The organism is Amycolatopsis sp. NPDC004772, assembly GCF_053601215.1.
Map to the genome: position 1 here is coordinate 15,565 of NZ_JBSGBK010000040.1, position 14,600 is coordinate 30,164.

General features: G+C 73.2%; 12 protein-coding genes and 2 pseudogenes. 9 read left to right on the forward strand and 5 right to left on the reverse strand.

Translation table 11 applies throughout. The features are described from left to right. Positions 1-441: 441 nt before the first annotated feature. From ACWEF6_RS23540 to ACWEF6_RS23550, 3 genes are read left to right on the forward strand one after another with little or no spacing between them, the layout of a single operon-like run. Positions 442-1,671 (forward strand): pyridoxal-dependent decarboxylase, exosortase A system-associated, encoded by a 1,230-nt coding sequence (locus ACWEF6_RS23540; RefSeq protein ID WP_449684920.1) that lies wholly within the window; start codon positions 442-444, stop codon positions 1,669-1,671. Between the two features lie 16 nt (positions 1,672-1,687). Continuing rightward, positions 1,688-4,144: a BTAD domain-containing putative transcriptional regulator gene (locus tag ACWEF6_RS23545; protein WP_449684921.1), complete on the forward strand. Its 2,457-nt coding sequence runs from the start codon at positions 1,688-1,690 to the stop codon at positions 4,142-4,144. Between the two features lie 40 nt (positions 4,145-4,184). Continuing rightward, positions 4,185-5,111, forward strand: a complete 927-nt coding sequence (locus ACWEF6_RS23550; protein ID WP_449684922.1) for an LLM class F420-dependent oxidoreductase — start codon at positions 4,185-4,187, stop codon at positions 5,109-5,111. On the opposite strand, the gene ACWEF6_RS23555 is transcribed toward ACWEF6_RS23550, so the two are convergent. Next, positions 5,104-5,592, reverse strand: a complete 489-nt coding sequence (locus ACWEF6_RS23555; RefSeq protein ID WP_310969794.1) for a beta-class carbonic anhydrase — start codon at positions 5,590-5,592, stop codon at positions 5,104-5,106. The genes ACWEF6_RS23550 and ACWEF6_RS23555 overlap by 8 nt on opposite strands. 125 nt (positions 5,593-5,717) lie before the next feature. Between ACWEF6_RS23555 and ACWEF6_RS23560 the strand changes: the two genes are divergently transcribed. Then, complete coding sequence (locus ACWEF6_RS23560; RefSeq protein WP_449684923.1) at positions 5,718-6,164, forward strand: hypothetical protein; 447 nt, start codon at positions 5,718-5,720, stop codon at positions 6,162-6,164. A 28-nt stretch (positions 6,165-6,192) separates the two neighbouring features. Here the strand turns inward: ACWEF6_RS23560 and ACWEF6_RS23565 are convergent, their stop codons facing one another. Next, entirely contained in the window at positions 6,193-6,462 is a 270-nt protein-coding gene (locus ACWEF6_RS23565) for a hypothetical protein (RefSeq protein ID WP_449684924.1), read from the reverse strand. 140 nt (positions 6,463-6,602) lie between these two features. On the opposite strand from ACWEF6_RS23565, the pseudogene ACWEF6_RS23570 reads away from it, so the two are divergent. Both ACWEF6_RS23570 and ACWEF6_RS23575 read left to right on the forward strand, forming a co-directional pair. After that, positions 6,603-7,002 (forward strand): annotated as a pseudogene (locus ACWEF6_RS23570) (ABC transporter ATP-binding protein); the annotation flags it as partial. A gap of 40 nt (positions 7,003-7,042) precedes the next feature. Further along, positions 7,043-7,257 (forward strand): annotated as a pseudogene (locus ACWEF6_RS23575) (dimethylsulfone monooxygenase SfnG); the annotation flags it as partial. Between the two features lie 2 nt (positions 7,258-7,259). On the opposite strand, the gene ACWEF6_RS23580 reads toward ACWEF6_RS23575, so the two are convergent. Further along, a complete protein-coding gene (locus ACWEF6_RS23580) occupies positions 7,260-8,213 on the reverse strand; it encodes a zinc-binding dehydrogenase (RefSeq protein ID WP_449684925.1) in 954 nt (317 codons plus the stop codon). 78 nt (positions 8,214-8,291) lie between these two features. Here ACWEF6_RS23580 and ACWEF6_RS23585 point away from each other — a divergent pair, with 78 nt between their 5' ends. From ACWEF6_RS23585 to ACWEF6_RS23595, 3 genes are read left to right on the forward strand one after another with little or no spacing between them, the layout of a single operon-like run. Then, positions 8,292-8,858 (forward strand): TetR/AcrR family transcriptional regulator, encoded by a 567-nt coding sequence (locus tag ACWEF6_RS23585; protein WP_449684955.1) that lies wholly within the window; start codon positions 8,292-8,294, stop codon positions 8,856-8,858. Between the two features lie 60 nt (positions 8,859-8,918). Further along, a complete protein-coding gene (locus tag ACWEF6_RS23590; protein ID WP_449684926.1) occupies positions 8,919-9,656 on the forward strand; it encodes an alpha/beta hydrolase in 738 nt (245 codons plus the stop codon). Beyond that, positions 9,653-10,234 carry a TetR/AcrR family transcriptional regulator gene (locus ACWEF6_RS23595; protein WP_449684927.1) on the forward strand — a complete coding sequence of 194 codons (582 nt, stop codon included), beginning with the start codon at positions 9,653-9,655 and terminating at the stop codon, positions 10,232-10,234. Before ACWEF6_RS23590 ends, ACWEF6_RS23595 begins: the two co-directional genes overlap by 4 nt. On the opposite strand, the gene ACWEF6_RS23600 is transcribed toward ACWEF6_RS23595, so the two are convergent. Together ACWEF6_RS23600 and ACWEF6_RS23605 are read right to left on the reverse strand one after the other, a co-directional pair. Then, the gene (locus ACWEF6_RS23600; protein WP_449684928.1) at positions 10,229-13,075 is read right to left on the reverse strand and encodes a glycosyl hydrolase family 95 catalytic domain-containing protein; all 2,847 of its coding nucleotides are present in this window, start codon (positions 13,073-13,075) and stop codon (positions 10,229-10,231) included. The genes ACWEF6_RS23595 and ACWEF6_RS23600 overlap by 6 nt on opposite strands. An 11-nt stretch (positions 13,076-13,086) precedes the next feature. Further along, positions 13,087-14,442 (reverse strand): RICIN domain-containing protein, encoded by a 1,356-nt coding sequence (locus tag ACWEF6_RS23605; RefSeq protein WP_449684929.1) that lies wholly within the window; start codon positions 14,440-14,442, stop codon positions 13,087-13,089. Between the last annotated feature and the right edge of the window lie 158 nt (positions 14,443-14,600).

Genomic DNA, 14,600 nt, shown 5'->3' on the forward strand with positions numbered 1-14,600 from the left:
TGGTGCTGTCCGAATTGCACCGGATCCCGGGAATTCCCCGGCGGTGCTGGTGGATTCCGATCGTGCGGGCTGCGCACCCCGTTCGTCAAGGGGTGTTCCCGGGGCCCGCGGTGGCAGGCAGGCGACGGCAGGAAGTTGCCACCGGAGCGGGCCACCCGGCTGGAGCAGTGCGGGTGGGTGACTGCGCCGAACGGTGTGGTCAATTGCCCTGAACTGCGGAAATGTCAGTCCGGTCCGGTGTGGATGGTGTCCCCGGAGTGACCGGGTGGACACAGCAGGTACACCTGGGTGCCCGGGTCCCCACCCGGGTGCCGAATCTGGGTGAGGACTACCCATGTCCGGGTGGGTGGGTAGTTGCTTCAGTGTTCGCAGTGCCGCCCGTTACCGACGGCGGTGCCTTTTCCGGTTGCTATTTCCCCGTGCTCGAAGAAAAGGAAAGCGATGGCGAACACGACGGAAGCCGCGGCGGCCCCGTTCGGCCGCGCCGGCGGTGTGCTCACCGTGGGCGGCGTGCCCGTGGACCGGCTCGCGGCGCGGGTCGGCACCACCCCCTTCTTCGCCTACGACCGCTCGCTCGTCACCACCCGCGTCGAGCGGGTGCGGGCCGCGCTGCCCGGCGACGTCGAACTCAGTTACGCGGTCAAGGCCAACCCGATGCCCGCGCTGTTGCACCACCTCAGCGGCCTCGTCGACGGTCTCGACGTCGCCTCCGCCGGCGAACTGCGGCAGGCCCTCGACACGACCGTCCCGCCAGAGCGGATCAGCTTCGCCGGGCCCGGCAAGACCGCAGCCGAGCTGGCCCGCGCGGTCGCCGCCGGGGTCACCGTCGAGCTCGAGTCCACCACCGAGCTGGCCCGCGTGCGGGAGGCCGGCGACCGCCTCGGCCTCACCCCGCGCGTGGCGCTGCGGGTGAACCCGGACTTCGCCGTGCGCGGGTCCGGCATGCGCCTGGGCGGTGGCCCGCAGCAGTTCGGCATCGACGCCGAGCGCGTCCCCGGCGTGCTGGCCGAAGTCGGCGCCGCGGGCCTGGACTTCCAGGGTTTCCACGTCTTCGCCGGCTCCCAGAACCTGCGCGCGGAAAGCCTGTGCGAGGCCCAGCGCGCGACGGTCGACCTGGTGCTGCAGCTCGCCGAGGCGGCGCCCGGCCCGGTGCGGTCGGTGAACCTGGGCGGCGGCTTCGGCATCCCCTACACCGCCCGCGACACGGCGCTGGACCTCGACGAAGTCGGCGAAAACCTGGCGAAGCTGCTGGACGTCTCGCTGCGGCCCGCCCTGCCGGACGCGCGCGTGGTGATCGAGCTCGGCCGCTACCTCGTCGGCGAGGCCGGCGTGTACCTCACCCGCGTGGTCGACCGGAAGGTCTCGCGCGGCACGACGTTCCTCGTCGTCGACGGCGGCCTGCACCACCAGCTGGCCGCGTCCGGCAACTTCGGCCAGGCCATCCGCCGCAACTACCCCCTGGCCCTGGCGTCCGCGCCCGGCGGTCCCGAAGAGACGGTGACCGTGGTCGGCTGCCTGTGCACCCCGCTCGACCTCCTCGGCGACAAGGTTTCCCTGCCCGGTGCGGCGATCGGCGACCTGATCGCGATCTTCCAGGCCGGCGCCTACGGCCTGACCGCCAGCCCCACCGCCTTCCTCGGGCACCCGGCGCCGCCCGAAGTCCTCGTCTGATCCCGGAGGGAACACCGTGCAGACCACCGCGCTCCAGTCCGTGCCCGTGACCAGCTTCCGCGTCCTCGGCCTCCTGCAGGTCAAGGGCCACGAGCCGGTCGTCGTGACCGCCCGCCGCCAGCAGGTGGTGCTCGCGCTGCTGCTGCTCAACGGCAACCGCGTGGTGCCGCTGGAGGTGCTGCTCGACGCGCTGTGGGGCGCCGCGCCGCCCGCGACGGCCCGGGCGCAGGTCCAGACCTGTGTGTCGGCCCTGCGGCGGGCGCTGGCGAAAGCGGGGCTGGGCGAGCGGATCTCCGCGCGCGGCAGCGGCTACTGCCTCGACCTCGCGCCCGGGGAACTGGACCTGCACGAGTTCGAGACGCTGGTGGCGCGCGGGCGGGCCGCCCGGCGGCCGGAGGAGGCGCGCGCGGCGTTCCGCGAGGCGCTGGCGCTGTGGCGCGGGGAACCGCTCACCGGGATCGACAGCGGGGTCGTGCGCGCCCACCAGGTCCGCATCGCCGAGCGGCGGGTGGAGGTGCTCGAGGACTGCCTCGACGCCGAGCTCGAACTGGGCCTGCACCGCGAGGTCGTCGGCGAGATCTCGGTGCTGACCGAGGAATACCCGCTGCGCGAGCGGTTCGTGCTGCAGCTGATGACCGCGCTGCACCGGTGCGGCCGCCGGGTCGAGGCGCTCGCCGCCTACCGGGCCGTGCGCCGCCGCTTCGTCGACGAACTGGGCCTGGAGCCCGGCGCCGCGCTGCGCGAGCTGCACCAGGACATCCTCGCGGGGTCGAGCGAGGCACCCGCGAGCGGCCGCGCGGTCCCGCGGATGCTGCCCGCGCGCCTGCCGTACTTCACCGGGCACGAACGGCTGCTGGCCGGGCTGCGGCGCGGCCTGACCGACGACGGGCCGGGCGCCGCGGTGGTCACCGTCCTCACCGGACGCGGCGGATCGGGCAAGTCCGCCGTGGCGGCCGAAGCCGCACACCGCGCCGCACCGGCGTTCCCCGACGGGGTGCTCTACGCCCGCCTCGCCGACGAGGACGCCGGCGAGGTGCTGGCCCGGTTCCTGCACGCACTCGGCGTACCCGCGGCGGAGATCCCCGAGGAGCTGGACGGCCGCGCCGCGCTGTACCGCAGCGTGCTCGCCGGACGCCGGGTGCTGACCGTGCTGGAGGACGCCGCGAGCCTGGCGCGCGTCACGCCGTTCGTCGCCGACGCCCGGGGCTGCCGGCTGCTCGTCACGACCACCGCCCGCGTCCCGTCGCTGCCCGGCGTGACGGTGGCCGAGCTCGACGTCCTGGACGGCGCGGAAGGGGTCGAGCTGCTCTCGGCCCTGGTCGGCGAGGACCGGGTGACGGCGGAGCTGTCGGACGCGGTGGAGCTGGTCGAGCTGTGCGGCGGCCTGCCGCTGGCGGTGACGGCGGCGGCCACGCACGTCGCGGCCCGGCCGGGGCGGACCCTCGCCCAGGAGGTGGCCCGGCTGCGCGCCGAGGGCGACCGGCTCGGCCGCCTCGGCGCGGGCGTCCGGGCGGCCGTCGGGCGGGGCCTGGAGGAGCTGCCCGGCCCGGCCCGCGACCTGTTCGCGCGGCTGGCCCTGCTGCCCGCCGGGAGCTGGGCGGGCTGGGCGGCTCCCGCGCTGGCGGACGTCGGCCCGGCCGAAGCGGCCGACACGCTGGAGTCGCTGGTGGACGCGCGGCTGGTCGACGTCGCCGGTGCTCGGTACCGGCTACCGTCGCTGACCCGCCTGCTGGCACTGGAACTCGTTGCCGCTCAACCACTCCAGGTGGTGTCCCGGCGGCTGTTCGGCGCCTGGCTGGCGTTGACGGACGAGGTCCGGGGTGTCCCGGCGGGGAAGGCGCCGCGGACACCGGTGGTGGCCGATTTCGGCGACCCGGGCACGTGGTACGAGCGCGAGTCCGCGGGCCTGCTGGCCGCGGTGCGTCAAGCGGCCGAGGTGGGGGAGCCGGGGTACTGCGCGGAACTGGCGCTGGCGGTGGCCGAGCTGGCGGGCGCGCGGGGCCGGTACGCGGACTGGCGCGAAAGCGGCGAGACGGCGGTGCGCGCGGCGGTCCGCTCGGGCGACCGGCACGCCGAGGCGGCGCTCGAGCGGTCGCTCGGGGAGCTGGCGGTCCGCGAAAGCCGGTTCGCCGACGCCGCGGGCCGGATCACCCGGGCCCTCACCGCCGGCGACGAAGCCGGGGGCGTGAGCTGGGACGACCTGGTCCGCGAGGTCCTGGCGGGGGTCGACCGCGCCCGCTCGGCGATGGTGGCCGCGCCCGTGGTGCCGGGCTTGCCCGCGGGCGAGCCGGGGACGGGCAACCGGACGGCGTCCCCGCGGATTGCCCTGGGGCGCAACCAGTTCGAGCTGGCGGCGGACCGGGCGCAGGGGGACGGCACACCCAGGACCGCGGGCCGTGCGGGACACCGCCGGTTGCCGCGCCCGAGGCCGATCTCGTGGCGGCGGGAGTCGGAGTACCCCGAGGAAGCCTGAGCCGCTCTTCCTCTTTCCAGCCTGTCTTGAGGAGAAAGCCATGACCATCGGTGCCGCCCTGCCCGCCGGCGACCTGTCCGGGGCCGCCAACAGCGTCGAAACCCTGCTCGCCCAGACCCGCGAGGCCGCCGGGGCCGGCCTGCGGTCGGTCTGGTTCTCGCAGCTGTTCGACCACGACGCCCTCACCCTCGCCGCCCTCGCCGGACGCGAGGTGCCCGGCATCGCCGTCGGGACCGCCGTCGTCCCGCTCTACCCGCGGCACCCGCTCCACCTCGCCGCCCAGGCGCAGACCGCGCAAGCCGCGGCCGGGGGCCGGTTCACCCTCGGGCTCGGCCTGGGCGTGCAAAGCCTGCTGGAGCCCGCCTTCGGCTTCGAATACCCGCCGCCCATCACGTCGCTGCGCGAATCGCTCACCGTGCTGCGCGACATCTTCGACGGCCGCCGCCCGCTCTTCGACGGCGAGACCTTCACCGCCTGCCCGCCGCTGCCCACCGCCGTGCCCGGGGGTGGCGGCGTCCCGATCGTCGTCGCCGCGATGGGACCGCAGGCGCTGCGCGTGGCCGGCGAACTCGCCGACGGCACCCTCCCGTTCCTGGCCGGCCCGCGCGCGCTCGCCGAGCACGTGGTGCCCACGCTCACCAAGGCCGCCGCCGACGCCGGCCGGCCCGAACCCCGGGTGATCGCCGCCGTCCCGGCCGTGGTGACCGACGACGCCGACACGGTCCGGCAGATCGCCGCGGTCCACCTCGGCTACTACGGCGACATCCCGTCCTACCGCCGCATCCTCGACGCCGAGGGCGCCACCCACGCGGCCGACCTCGCCCTGATCGGCGACGAGCGCACGGTGGCGGCGGGCCTGCGCCGCTACTTCGACGCCGGGGCGACCGAGGTCGTCCTGATCCAGTCCGGGATGCGGTCCGACCGCGAACGGCTGCGCACCTGGCAGCTCGCCGGATCGCTCAGCTGACTTCGTTCAGCTTGCCCGTCGCGACGTCGAAGACGAAGCCGCGGATCGAGTCCTTCTTCGGGATGAACGGGCTGTTCCGGATCCGCGCGATCGACTGGCGGACGTCGTCGTCGAGGTCGGTGAAGGCTTCGGCGGCCCAGGGCGGCTTGATCCCGACTTCGTCCTCGATGGACTTCTTGAAGCCGTCGTCGGTGAAGGTCAGCATGCCGCAGTCGGTGTGGTGGATGAGGATGATCTCCTCGGTGCCCAGCAGCCGCTGGCTGATGGCGAGGGACCGGATCTCGTCCTCGGTGACCACCCCGCCGGCGTTGCGGATGACGTGGGCCTCGCCCTCCTCGAGCCCGAGGACGCCGTAGACGTTGAGGCGCGCATCCATGCAGGCGAGCACGGCGACGTGCTTGGCGGGCGGCAGCGGCAGCGGCCCGGAAAACCGGGCGGCGTAGGCGGCGTTGTTGGCCAGGAGTTCGTCGGTGACGGACATGCGGGGTCCTTCCGAAGGGCGAACGGGCTGCCTTCGCAGTGGACTCGCCCCGCGGTGCCGGCGCAAGCGCGCCCACGACCTGGACGCGGCCGGGGCTGCGGTACGGTACGCGGGAGGGGGTCGAAATGTTCGGACGGAAGAAGAAGCGCACCGATCCGGCCGATCTGATCGCGCGGCTCAGGCCCGACCTGAGCCGGGAATCGCTCGGTGTCGGGCCCGATTTCCCCGGGGTCGTCCCGAACCCGCTCCTGAGCCGTGAGGCAGCGAAGCGCACTGCGGAACTGCGGACGGGGGCGCTTGCGCTCGGCGTTCTCGTCGGCTGGCGGGAGGTCAACAGCAATCCGCGCGTGGTCCTGATGTTCGACGTGGAGACCGCCGACGGCAGCTCGTTCCGCGGCATCGCGGACGAGGACCTCACGATCACCGAACTCACCCGGCTCGCCCCGGGGCAGACGTGGCCCGTGCGCTACCGGCCGGCCGTCCTGGACTACTACGTCGCCCTGGCCCGTGACGTGGACCCCGCCCGGGTGCAGCAGCTCGCCGACGAGATCGCGAGCCGCAAACGGACCTGACCGGCGCCCGGCTCCGGCGGCACACGCCCTACGGCAGCTCCAGGTGCTCCCGCAGCGTCGTGCCGTCATACGAGGTCCGGTAGACGCCGCGGTCCTGCAGCTCCGGGACCAGCCGGTCGACGATGTCGTCGAGGGCCGCCGGGACCAGGTGAGGGCTGATGTTGAACCCGTCCACCGCGCGGGTGCGGACGTACCGGGCCCACTCGTCGGCGACCTGGCCCGGCGTGCCCACGAAGCCGTGCTGGCGCGGCTGGACTTCGAGGACCAGCTGATGGATCGACAGCTTCTTCGCCTCCACCAGCTCCCGCCACCGCTGGATCCACTCGCGCTTGCCGGTCCGGTCGGCGATCGAGATCGTCCCGCGGGACGGGTCCAGTTCGCCTTCGACGGGCTCGAGGTCCGGCAGCGGGCCGTGCGGGTCGTACGCCGACAGGTCCTGACCCCAGTACTGCGCTGAACCCGAAGTTTTCGATCGAGGACGTCGTGGCGGAGCCGCTGCGGGCGTTCAAGCTGCCGCGCACGCGGGTCCCGGCGCTGCTCGAGCAGGTCGCGTTGCCGGCGTCGGTGGCGCGCCGGAAGCCGGCCGAGCTGTCGGGCGGCCAGCGCCAGCGGTGGCGACGCGGAATTGCAGTCTTCGCTGGGATTGTCGTACTTGTTCATTTCGCACGACTTGGCGGTGGTCCGGCAGCTGGCGGATCAGGTGGGCGTGATGCGCGCGGGCGAGCTGGTGGAGCTGGGCCCGGCGGCGCGGGTGCTGGAGGGCCCGCAGGCGGAGTACACGAAGGAACTCCTGGCCGCGATCCCCGGCCGCCGCGCGGCTTCCCAGCACGTGAGGTGACCGAGGTCCGCGGGTACGCCGCCGAAAACGCCACGCCCGGGCGGACAAGAAGGGCATGTGGGCCGACTCGGAGTTCGCCGATCTCGTCCAGGACAACGACGGCTTCCGCACCCGGCTCGCCGCGGCGCGAGCCTGCTGCTCGGGTTCCTGCACTTCCAGGAGGAGGTCGAGTACGTGCTGCCGATCATCCGCGAACTCGAGAAGGACATCGACCACAGCGCCGCGACGCCCGAACCCGTGGCGGGCCGGGCCTGAGGTCAGGCCGGGACGAGCGCGAGCCGGCCGAACACGGTGCCGGCGTCGAGCTGCCGGTGGGCGGCCACGGCCTGCCCCAACGGGAGCACCTCGTGGACGACGGCGGCCAGCTCGCCGCGGCCCACGGCGGCCAGCAGCCCGGTGGCCACCGTGCGGCGGTCCTCTGTGGACACCGAGTCGGCGCTGAAGACCCCGAACGTCAGCGACTTCCGGAACGCGGTGAACATCTCCGCGACGATCCGGGCCGGTGGTGGCCCCGCGATCGCGCCCACCGCCACCAGCCGGCCGTTCGGGTTCATCCTGGCGAAGAACGACGGCAAGTCGTCCCCGGCGACGATGTCGAGGACGACGTCGAAGCCGGTCGCGCTCTCGCCGGTGCGGTCGAGCACCTCGGTGGCGCCCAGTGCGCGCAGGCGGGCGCCGCGTCCGGCCGACGACGTCGTGACCGCGACCGTGCCGGTGCGGGCCGCGAGCTGGACCGCCAGCACCCCGATCCCGCCCGCCGCGCCGCGGACCAGCACCGACTCGCCGTCGGCGAAGCGGGCGTGCCGGAGGCCGAAGTGGGCGACCACGCCGGAGCCCGCGACGGTCACCGCGTCGACCGGCGACACGCCCGGCGGCAGCCGCACCAGCGTCGCGGCCGGGACGACCGCCTGCTCGACGTACCCGCCGCCCCCGTCGGTGGGGGCCCAGACCCGCGCGCCGGCCCACGACTCGTCGACGTCCGCGCCGAGTGCGGTCACCACCCCGGCGACCTCGCTGCCGAGGACGTGACCGGGTGCGAAGCCGAACGCGGCGAGCGTACCCCGGCGGATCAGCACGTCGACCCCGCCGACGCCGATCGCCTCGGTGGTGATCACCACCTCGCCGGCGGCCGGCCGCGGGTCGGGGAGGTCCACGACGGCCAGCCCGCCGGGCTCGCCGAAACTCTGCACCACAACTGCTTTCACGGTCATCTCCTTGAGGTCGAGGCGGCCGCGACGGTAACGGACGCCCCCGTCCGGTTCGGCTAAAGTGAGACGGTGACCGGCCAGTTGCCTCGGATCCGGCGTTCGGACGCCCGCGACAACCGCGAGCGCCTCCTCGAAGCCGCCCGGGCCGTCTTCGCCGCCGAGGGGCTTGCGGCCCCGATGCGGGAGATCGCCCGCCACGCCGGGGTCGGCCCGGCGACGCTCTACCGCCACTTCCCGACCAGGGAGCACCTGTTCGCCGAGGCGTTCGCGGAGCGGATGCGTGCCTGCTACGCCGTCGTCGAGGACGGCCTCGCCGACGCGGATCCCTGGCGTGGCCTGCGCACGGTGATCGAGCGCCTGGGCGAGCTCTACGCCCGCGACCGGGCCACCACCGCGGCGCTGGTGTCGGCCTTCCCCGGCGCCCTCGACTTCACCGCCGACCGCGAACGGGCCCTGAAATCGCTCGCCGAGCTGGTCCGCCGGGCCAAGGACGCGGGCGAGCTGCGCCCCGAAACGACCCTGGACGACATCGTGATCCTCCTGATGGCGGCCGGCGGGATCCAGGCGTCGACGCCGGCGGCCCGGGCCGCGGCCGTCCGGCGCTACACCACGATCGCGAGCAACGGGCTGCGAGCCCGCCGCGACTAAGTGGGACACTGTCCCGTATGGTTAACCGGGACACTGTCCCACTTGAGGAGTCGAGTCATCATGGCGATCACGTACGTGCTGGTCCACGGCGCCTGGCACACCGGCCAGTGCTGGGCGCGGGTCGTGCCGCGGCTGGCGGCGAGCGGGCGGCCGGTGTTCACCCCGACGCTCACCGGCTACGGCGAAACGCGGCACCTGCTGGCCCCGGACGTCGGGCTGCGCACGCACGCCGCCGACGTCGTGCGGCTGTTGGTCGAAGCGGACCTGCACGACGTCGTCCTGGTCGGGCACAGTTACGCCGGCCTGGTGATCTCCGCGGTGGCCAACGAGGTGCCGGAGCGGATCGCGCGGCTGGTGTACCTCGACGCGATGGTGCCCGCCCACGGCGAGAACGGGCTCGACGTCATGCCGATCACCCGGAGCGTGCTCGGCACCGGCTGGCGGGTCCCGCCGCTGCCCGAGCTGCCCGCGCCCTTCGGTCTGTTCGGGGTGACCGACCCCGGCGACGTCGCCTGGCTGCGCACCATGCTGTCCGACCAGCCGCTCCGGTGCCTCGAAGAGCCGGTCGCGCTGGACAACCCGGCCGCGGCGGCGATCCCGCGCACGCACATCCACTGCACGGTGAAGCCGGAGGGGTTCGACCGGCGCCCGGTGCCCGCCGTGCAGCCGAACGGCGAGCCCGCGGACGTGCGCGAGCTGGCCGCCGGGCACGACTGCATGATCACCGCGCCCGCGGAGCTGGCCGGGCTGCTGCTCGACGTCGGCGAACCGGTGGGGGCCGGTAGCATGCGGTCGTGAGCGATGCCCGGACGGCGGCAGGGAAACCGCCGCAGCGCGCCGACGCGCGGCGCAACGCCGGGAACGTCCTCGAAGCCGCCGCCGCGGTGTTCGTGACGTCCGGCGTCGAAGCGCCGATCCGGGAGATCGCCGCCCGGGCCGGAGTGGGCACGGCCACCATCTACCGCCACTACCCGACCCGGGCCGACCTGATCCTCGCGGTGTACCGGCTGCAGGTCGAAGCCCTCGCCGAGGCCGGTCCGGCGCTGCTCGCCGGTGACCTCGGGCCGCACCGGGCCCTGGTCGAGTGGATCGACCGGTTCGTCGACTTCGTCATCACCAAGCAGGGCCTGGCGTCGGTGCTGCAGTCCGGCGAAGCCTGCTACGACCCGCTGCACGCCTATTTCCTCGAACGCCTCGGTCCCGTCTGCACGCAGCTGCTCGAGGCGGCCGCGGCGGCCGGGGAGATCGTCCCCGGCCAGGACGCCTACGAGCTGATGCGCGGCGTCGGCAGCCTCTGCGCCGGCGCCGGGTCCGCGGCGCACTACGACGCGCGGCACCTGGTGAACCTCCTGGTCAACGGCCTGCGCCGGTCATAGGCGCTGGAGCTGGAACCGCTGGTTGGCGCCACTGCCGGCCGCGTACTGGGAGATCCGGGCCCCGTCGGCGGTCGAGGCGCCCCAGACGTCCATGGCGAGACCGCTGGCCCGGTTGACCAGCGTCACCACCCCGCCGCCCTGATCGGTCACCCGCCACTGCTGCGTCGTCGCGCCGGTGTCGGGCTGCTGGGTGATGTCCGCGCCGGAGGCCGAACTCGCGACCTGCAGGACCAGGCCGCTGTTGCGAGACCGGATGCGGTGGTAGCCGCCGTCGGAGGCGAGGAAGTCGAACTGCTGGTTCAGCCCGCTGGTGGCCTGCCACTGGATCAGCGCCGCGCCGGCCGCCGTCGAGCCGCCGCTGATGTCGGCCGACTTGCCGCTGTGCTGGGCGACGAGCCGGTAGTTCACCCCGGGTTCGACCACCGGCGGTGGCCCGCCGAGCGAAGTGACCTGGTAGGTGTGCCCGGCCTGACCGGGGAACCGGACCAGATCGGACTCGACGGTCGTCGGCTGGAGCTTGGCGCCGCTGGTGGTGTCGAGCACTTCGTAGGTCGTGGTGAACAGCCGGCTGCGGACGTTGACGTCGCCGTCGCGGTCGGGCGTGACGGTCAGCTGCGTCGCCGCGCCGCCGCTCCAGGTCGCGCCGACCGTGTAGCCGCCGCGGCCGCGCAGGCCCGTGACGCTGCCGGCCGGCCAGGCGGGTGGCAGCGCGGGCAGCAGGTGCAGCTCGCCGTTGTGGCTGTGCAGCAGCAGTTCGGCGATGCCGGAGGTCGCACCGAAGTTGCCGTCGATCTGGAACGGCGGGTGCAGGTCGAACATGTTGGGCGCCAGCCGGTCCGTCCGCACGAGCAGCCGGATCAGGTCGTGCGCCTTGGCGCCCTCTTCCATGCGGGCCCAGTAGTTGATCTTCCACGCCAGGGACCACCCGGTGCCGTCGTCCCCGCGCAGCTGGAGTGTCCTGCGGGCGGCGGTGAACAGCGAGGGCGTGCCGCGCTTGGTGATCTGGTTGCTGGGGTAAAGGCCGTAGAGGTGCGAGATGTGCCGGTGGGTCTGTTCGGTCTCCACCCAGTCGTAGAGCCATTCCTGGATGTTGCCGCGCGAGCCGACCTTCATCGGCGCCAGCTTCTGCCGGGCCGCCTTGACCTGGTCGGCGAAGGCGGCGTCCACGCCGAGCACCTGGCACGCGCCCGCGCAGCCGTCGAACAGGTCGCGCAGGATCTGCATGTCCATCGTCGGTCCCGCGCACACGGACGCGTTCGCGTGGTGGTTCAGCTCCGGCGAGTTCGCCGGGTTGGTGACCAGGTAGCCCAGGGACGGTTCGGTCACCAGGCTGTCGAGGAAGAACTGGGCGGCGCCCTTCAGCAGCGGGTAGCGGGCGCGCAGGAAGGCGACGTCGCCGGTGAACCGGTAGTGGTCCCAGATCATGGTGGCGAGCCAGGCCCCGCCGGTCTGCCACATGCCGGCCTGCGCGAAGTCCACAATGGAGGATCCGCGCCACCCGTCGGTGTTGTGGTGGGTGACCCAGCCGCGGGCGCCGTACTCGACCTGCGCGGTGCGGGCGCCGGTGACCGCGAGGTCGGCGATCATGGCGAACACCGGTTCGTAGCACTCGGGCAGGTTGGTGACGTCGGCCGGCCAGTAGTTCATCGGCAGGTTGGCGTTGAGCGTGTACTTCGACTCCCACGACGGGTTCAGGCTGTCGTTCCAGATGCCCTGCAGGTTGGCCGGCTGCGTGCCCGGCCGCGACGAGGAGATCAGCAGGTAGCGCCCGAACTGGAAGAGCAGGGCGGCGAACTGCGGGTCGCTGACGCTGTTGTGCTGCGCGATCCGGACGTCGGTCGGCTGGTCGGCGGCCGAGGTCCGGCCCAGGTCGAGCGTCGTGCGGTTGAACAGCTTCTGGTAGTCGGCGACGTGCCGGCTGCGCAGGGTGTCGTAGGAAAGCGCTTGCGCGGCGGCCAGCCTCGACCGCGCGCTGCCCTGGTAGTCCCCGTTCACCGTGCGGTAGTCGACGTAGCTGGTGCCGATCGAGATCAGCAGCGTCACGGCGTTGGCGCCGGACACCCGCAGCGTGCCGCCGGAACTGCTGGTGCTCCCGCCCTCGGCGGTGGCGGCGGCCAGGGCGAGGAACCGGACCGAGCCGGCGATGCCCCGGCTGTCGCCGGACACGCCGTCCAGGGCGATCGTGGTGCCGTTCGGGCTGGACGCCGACGCCCGCTGCGGAGTGCCGAACGAGCCGGAGAACGAGATCGAGCCGGGGGTCTCCGCCGTCAGCCGCAGGACGATGACCTGGTCCACGGCGCTGGCGAACACTTCGCGCCGGTAGCGCACGTTGTTCACGACGTAGGTGACGACCGTCGTCGCGGTGGTCAGGTCGAGCCACCGCTGGTACGACGAGGCGCTGCCGCCGGGGAGCGCGAGGCTGAGGGTGCCGGCCGGCTGGTACGGCTGCTGCGCGGCCGGGGTGCCCAGCATCTTCTGGTCGATCAGCGACTGCGCCTGCGTCCACTGGTTGGCGAACACCAGCTGCCGGATCTGGGCGAGGGCCCCCGCGCCCTGGGTGTTGCTGTAGTCGTGGGGGCCGCCCGCCCAGATCGTGTCCTCGTTGAGCTGCAGGCGTTCGGTGTCGGTGTTGCCGAACACCATGGCGCCCAGCCTGCCGTTGCCGATCGGCAGCGCCCGCAGCCACTCGGTGCCGGCCGGTTTGTCGTACCACAGGGCCAGGTCGTTCACCGCCCGGACGTCGGCCGGTGCGGCCGAGCCGGGCCGGGCGGTCGCCGTCCACACGAGGGGGACCAGGGCGGCGCCGAGCCGGATGGCCTGCCGTCGGGTCAGGTCGGGCATCGTCGTCCTCCTCAGGAGCGCTGGAGCTGGAACCGCTGGTTGGCGTTCCCGTTGCCGGCGTACTGCGAGATGCGCGCGCCGTCGGCGGTCGAGGCGCCCCAGACGTCCATCGCGAGGCCGCTGGCCCGGTTGACCAGGCTGATCGCGCCGCCGCCCTGGTCGGTGACCTTCCACTGCTGGGTCGTCGCGTCGGTGTCGGGCTGCTGGGTGATGTCCGCGCCGGAGGCCGTGCCCGCGACCTGGAGGACGAGGCCGCTGTGCCGGGCGCGGACCCGGTAGTAGCCGTCGGCCGAGGCGAGGAAGTCGAACTGCTGGTTGGCCGCGGTGTGCGAGGACCACTGGATCAGCGCGGCGCCCGCCGCGGTGGACGCGCCGCTGATGTCCGCGGACTTGCCGCTGTGCGCGGCGACGAGGGAGTAGTTCACGCCGACCTGCACCGGCGAGGTGGGCGGGTTCGGGTCGCTGCCGCCGCCGAACTGGCTGAAGAACTTCCAGATCTCGGTCTTCGTCCAGCTCCGCGCGCCGCTCTCGCAGCCGGTGCAGCCGTCCACCGGGCCCTGCTGGTGGCCGCCGTCGAACGGGGCCCAAACGACCGGGTAGCCGGTCCGGCAGCCCGAGTAGGTGGTCAGGTAGTGCGTCTTGCTGCCCGCGGCGGGCTCGGGGGCGTTCTGCGGGGTGCAGCCGTTGTTGCGGACGAAGGTGTCCCGCAGCCCACGGCCGGCGCCGATGTTGTCCGAGACGCCGTGGATGCCCATGTAGGCGATGGGCTGGGTGCCGCCGCTGCACCCGCTGATCGCGCCGGGGGCGGCGATCGCCACGACCGCGCGGAAGACGTTCGCCCGGGCGCAGGCGAGGGCGTAGCTCATCGCGCCGCCGTAGCTGAAGCCCACGGAGAACAGCTGCGTGGTGTCGACGCAGAGGTCGTTCTCGATCAGGCGGACCATGTCGTCGGTGAAGGTCACGTCCTCGCCGCCGGAATTGCCCCAGCCGTTGTTGAGGCCCTGAGGCGCCACGAAGATCGTGGAGTTCCCCGACTGCGACTGCATGCCGTAGTAGGCCCACGCGTAGCCGTCGCTGCCGCCGCCGGAGACCTGCTCGGCGGTGCCGCCCAGCCAGTGGAAGCCGAACGCCAGCCGGTGCGGGGCGGTGTTGTCGTAGGTGTCGGGGATCTTCAGGATGAAGCTGCGGCTCTTGCCGTTGCTCTGGATCGTGCGTTTGCCGCTCGTGAGCGTCGGGCTCTTGCCGCAGCCGGCACTCGGCGTCGCGGCCAGGGGCGCCGCGGCGGCACCCGGGGGAGCGCCGCAGACGGCCAAGGCGAGCAGTGCGGCGGTCGCGAAGATCCGGAACGACGATCGGAGCGTGGGCATGCGAAACCCTTCGGCCGACGGGGAAATCCTCGAGGCGTCTGCTCAAGGGTGTTCCGGTTGTAGCACGGTTTTCGAATGAGCGTCCAGCCGGAAATGAAAGTTTCAGTTCCGGAAATGGCTCGGGGAAATTTCCGGCCGCGGAACGGAATACTTCCCGC

Excerpts from the sequence above, each read along its gene's own strand:
- ACWEF6_RS23540 (WP_449684920.1), top strand. The coding sequence starts at position 442 with ATGGCGAACACGACGGAAGCCGCGGCGGCCCCGTTCGGCCGCGCCGGC.
- ACWEF6_RS23550 (WP_449684922.1), top strand. The coding sequence starts at position 4,185 with ATGACCATCGGTGCCGCCCTGCCCGCCGGCGACCTGTCCGGGGCCGCC.
- ACWEF6_RS23555 (WP_310969794.1), bottom strand. The coding sequence starts at position 5,592 with ATGTCCGTCACCGACGAACTCCTGGCCAACAACGCCGCCTACGCCGCC.
- ACWEF6_RS23560 (WP_449684923.1), top strand. The coding sequence starts at position 5,718 with ATGTTCGGACGGAAGAAGAAGCGCACCGATCCGGCCGATCTGATCGCG.
- ACWEF6_RS23580 (WP_449684925.1), bottom strand. The coding sequence starts at position 8,213 with ATGACCGTGAAAGCAGTTGTGGTGCAGAGTTTCGGCGAGCCCGGCGGG.
- ACWEF6_RS23590 (WP_449684926.1), top strand. The coding sequence starts at position 8,919 with ATGGCGATCACGTACGTGCTGGTCCACGGCGCCTGGCACACCGGCCAG.
- ACWEF6_RS23600 (WP_449684928.1), bottom strand. The coding sequence starts at position 13,075 with ATGCCCGACCTGACCCGACGGCAGGCCATCCGGCTCGGCGCCGCCCTG.
- ACWEF6_RS23605 (WP_449684929.1), bottom strand. The coding sequence starts at position 14,442 with ATGCCCACGCTCCGATCGTCGTTCCGGATCTTCGCGACCGCCGCACTG.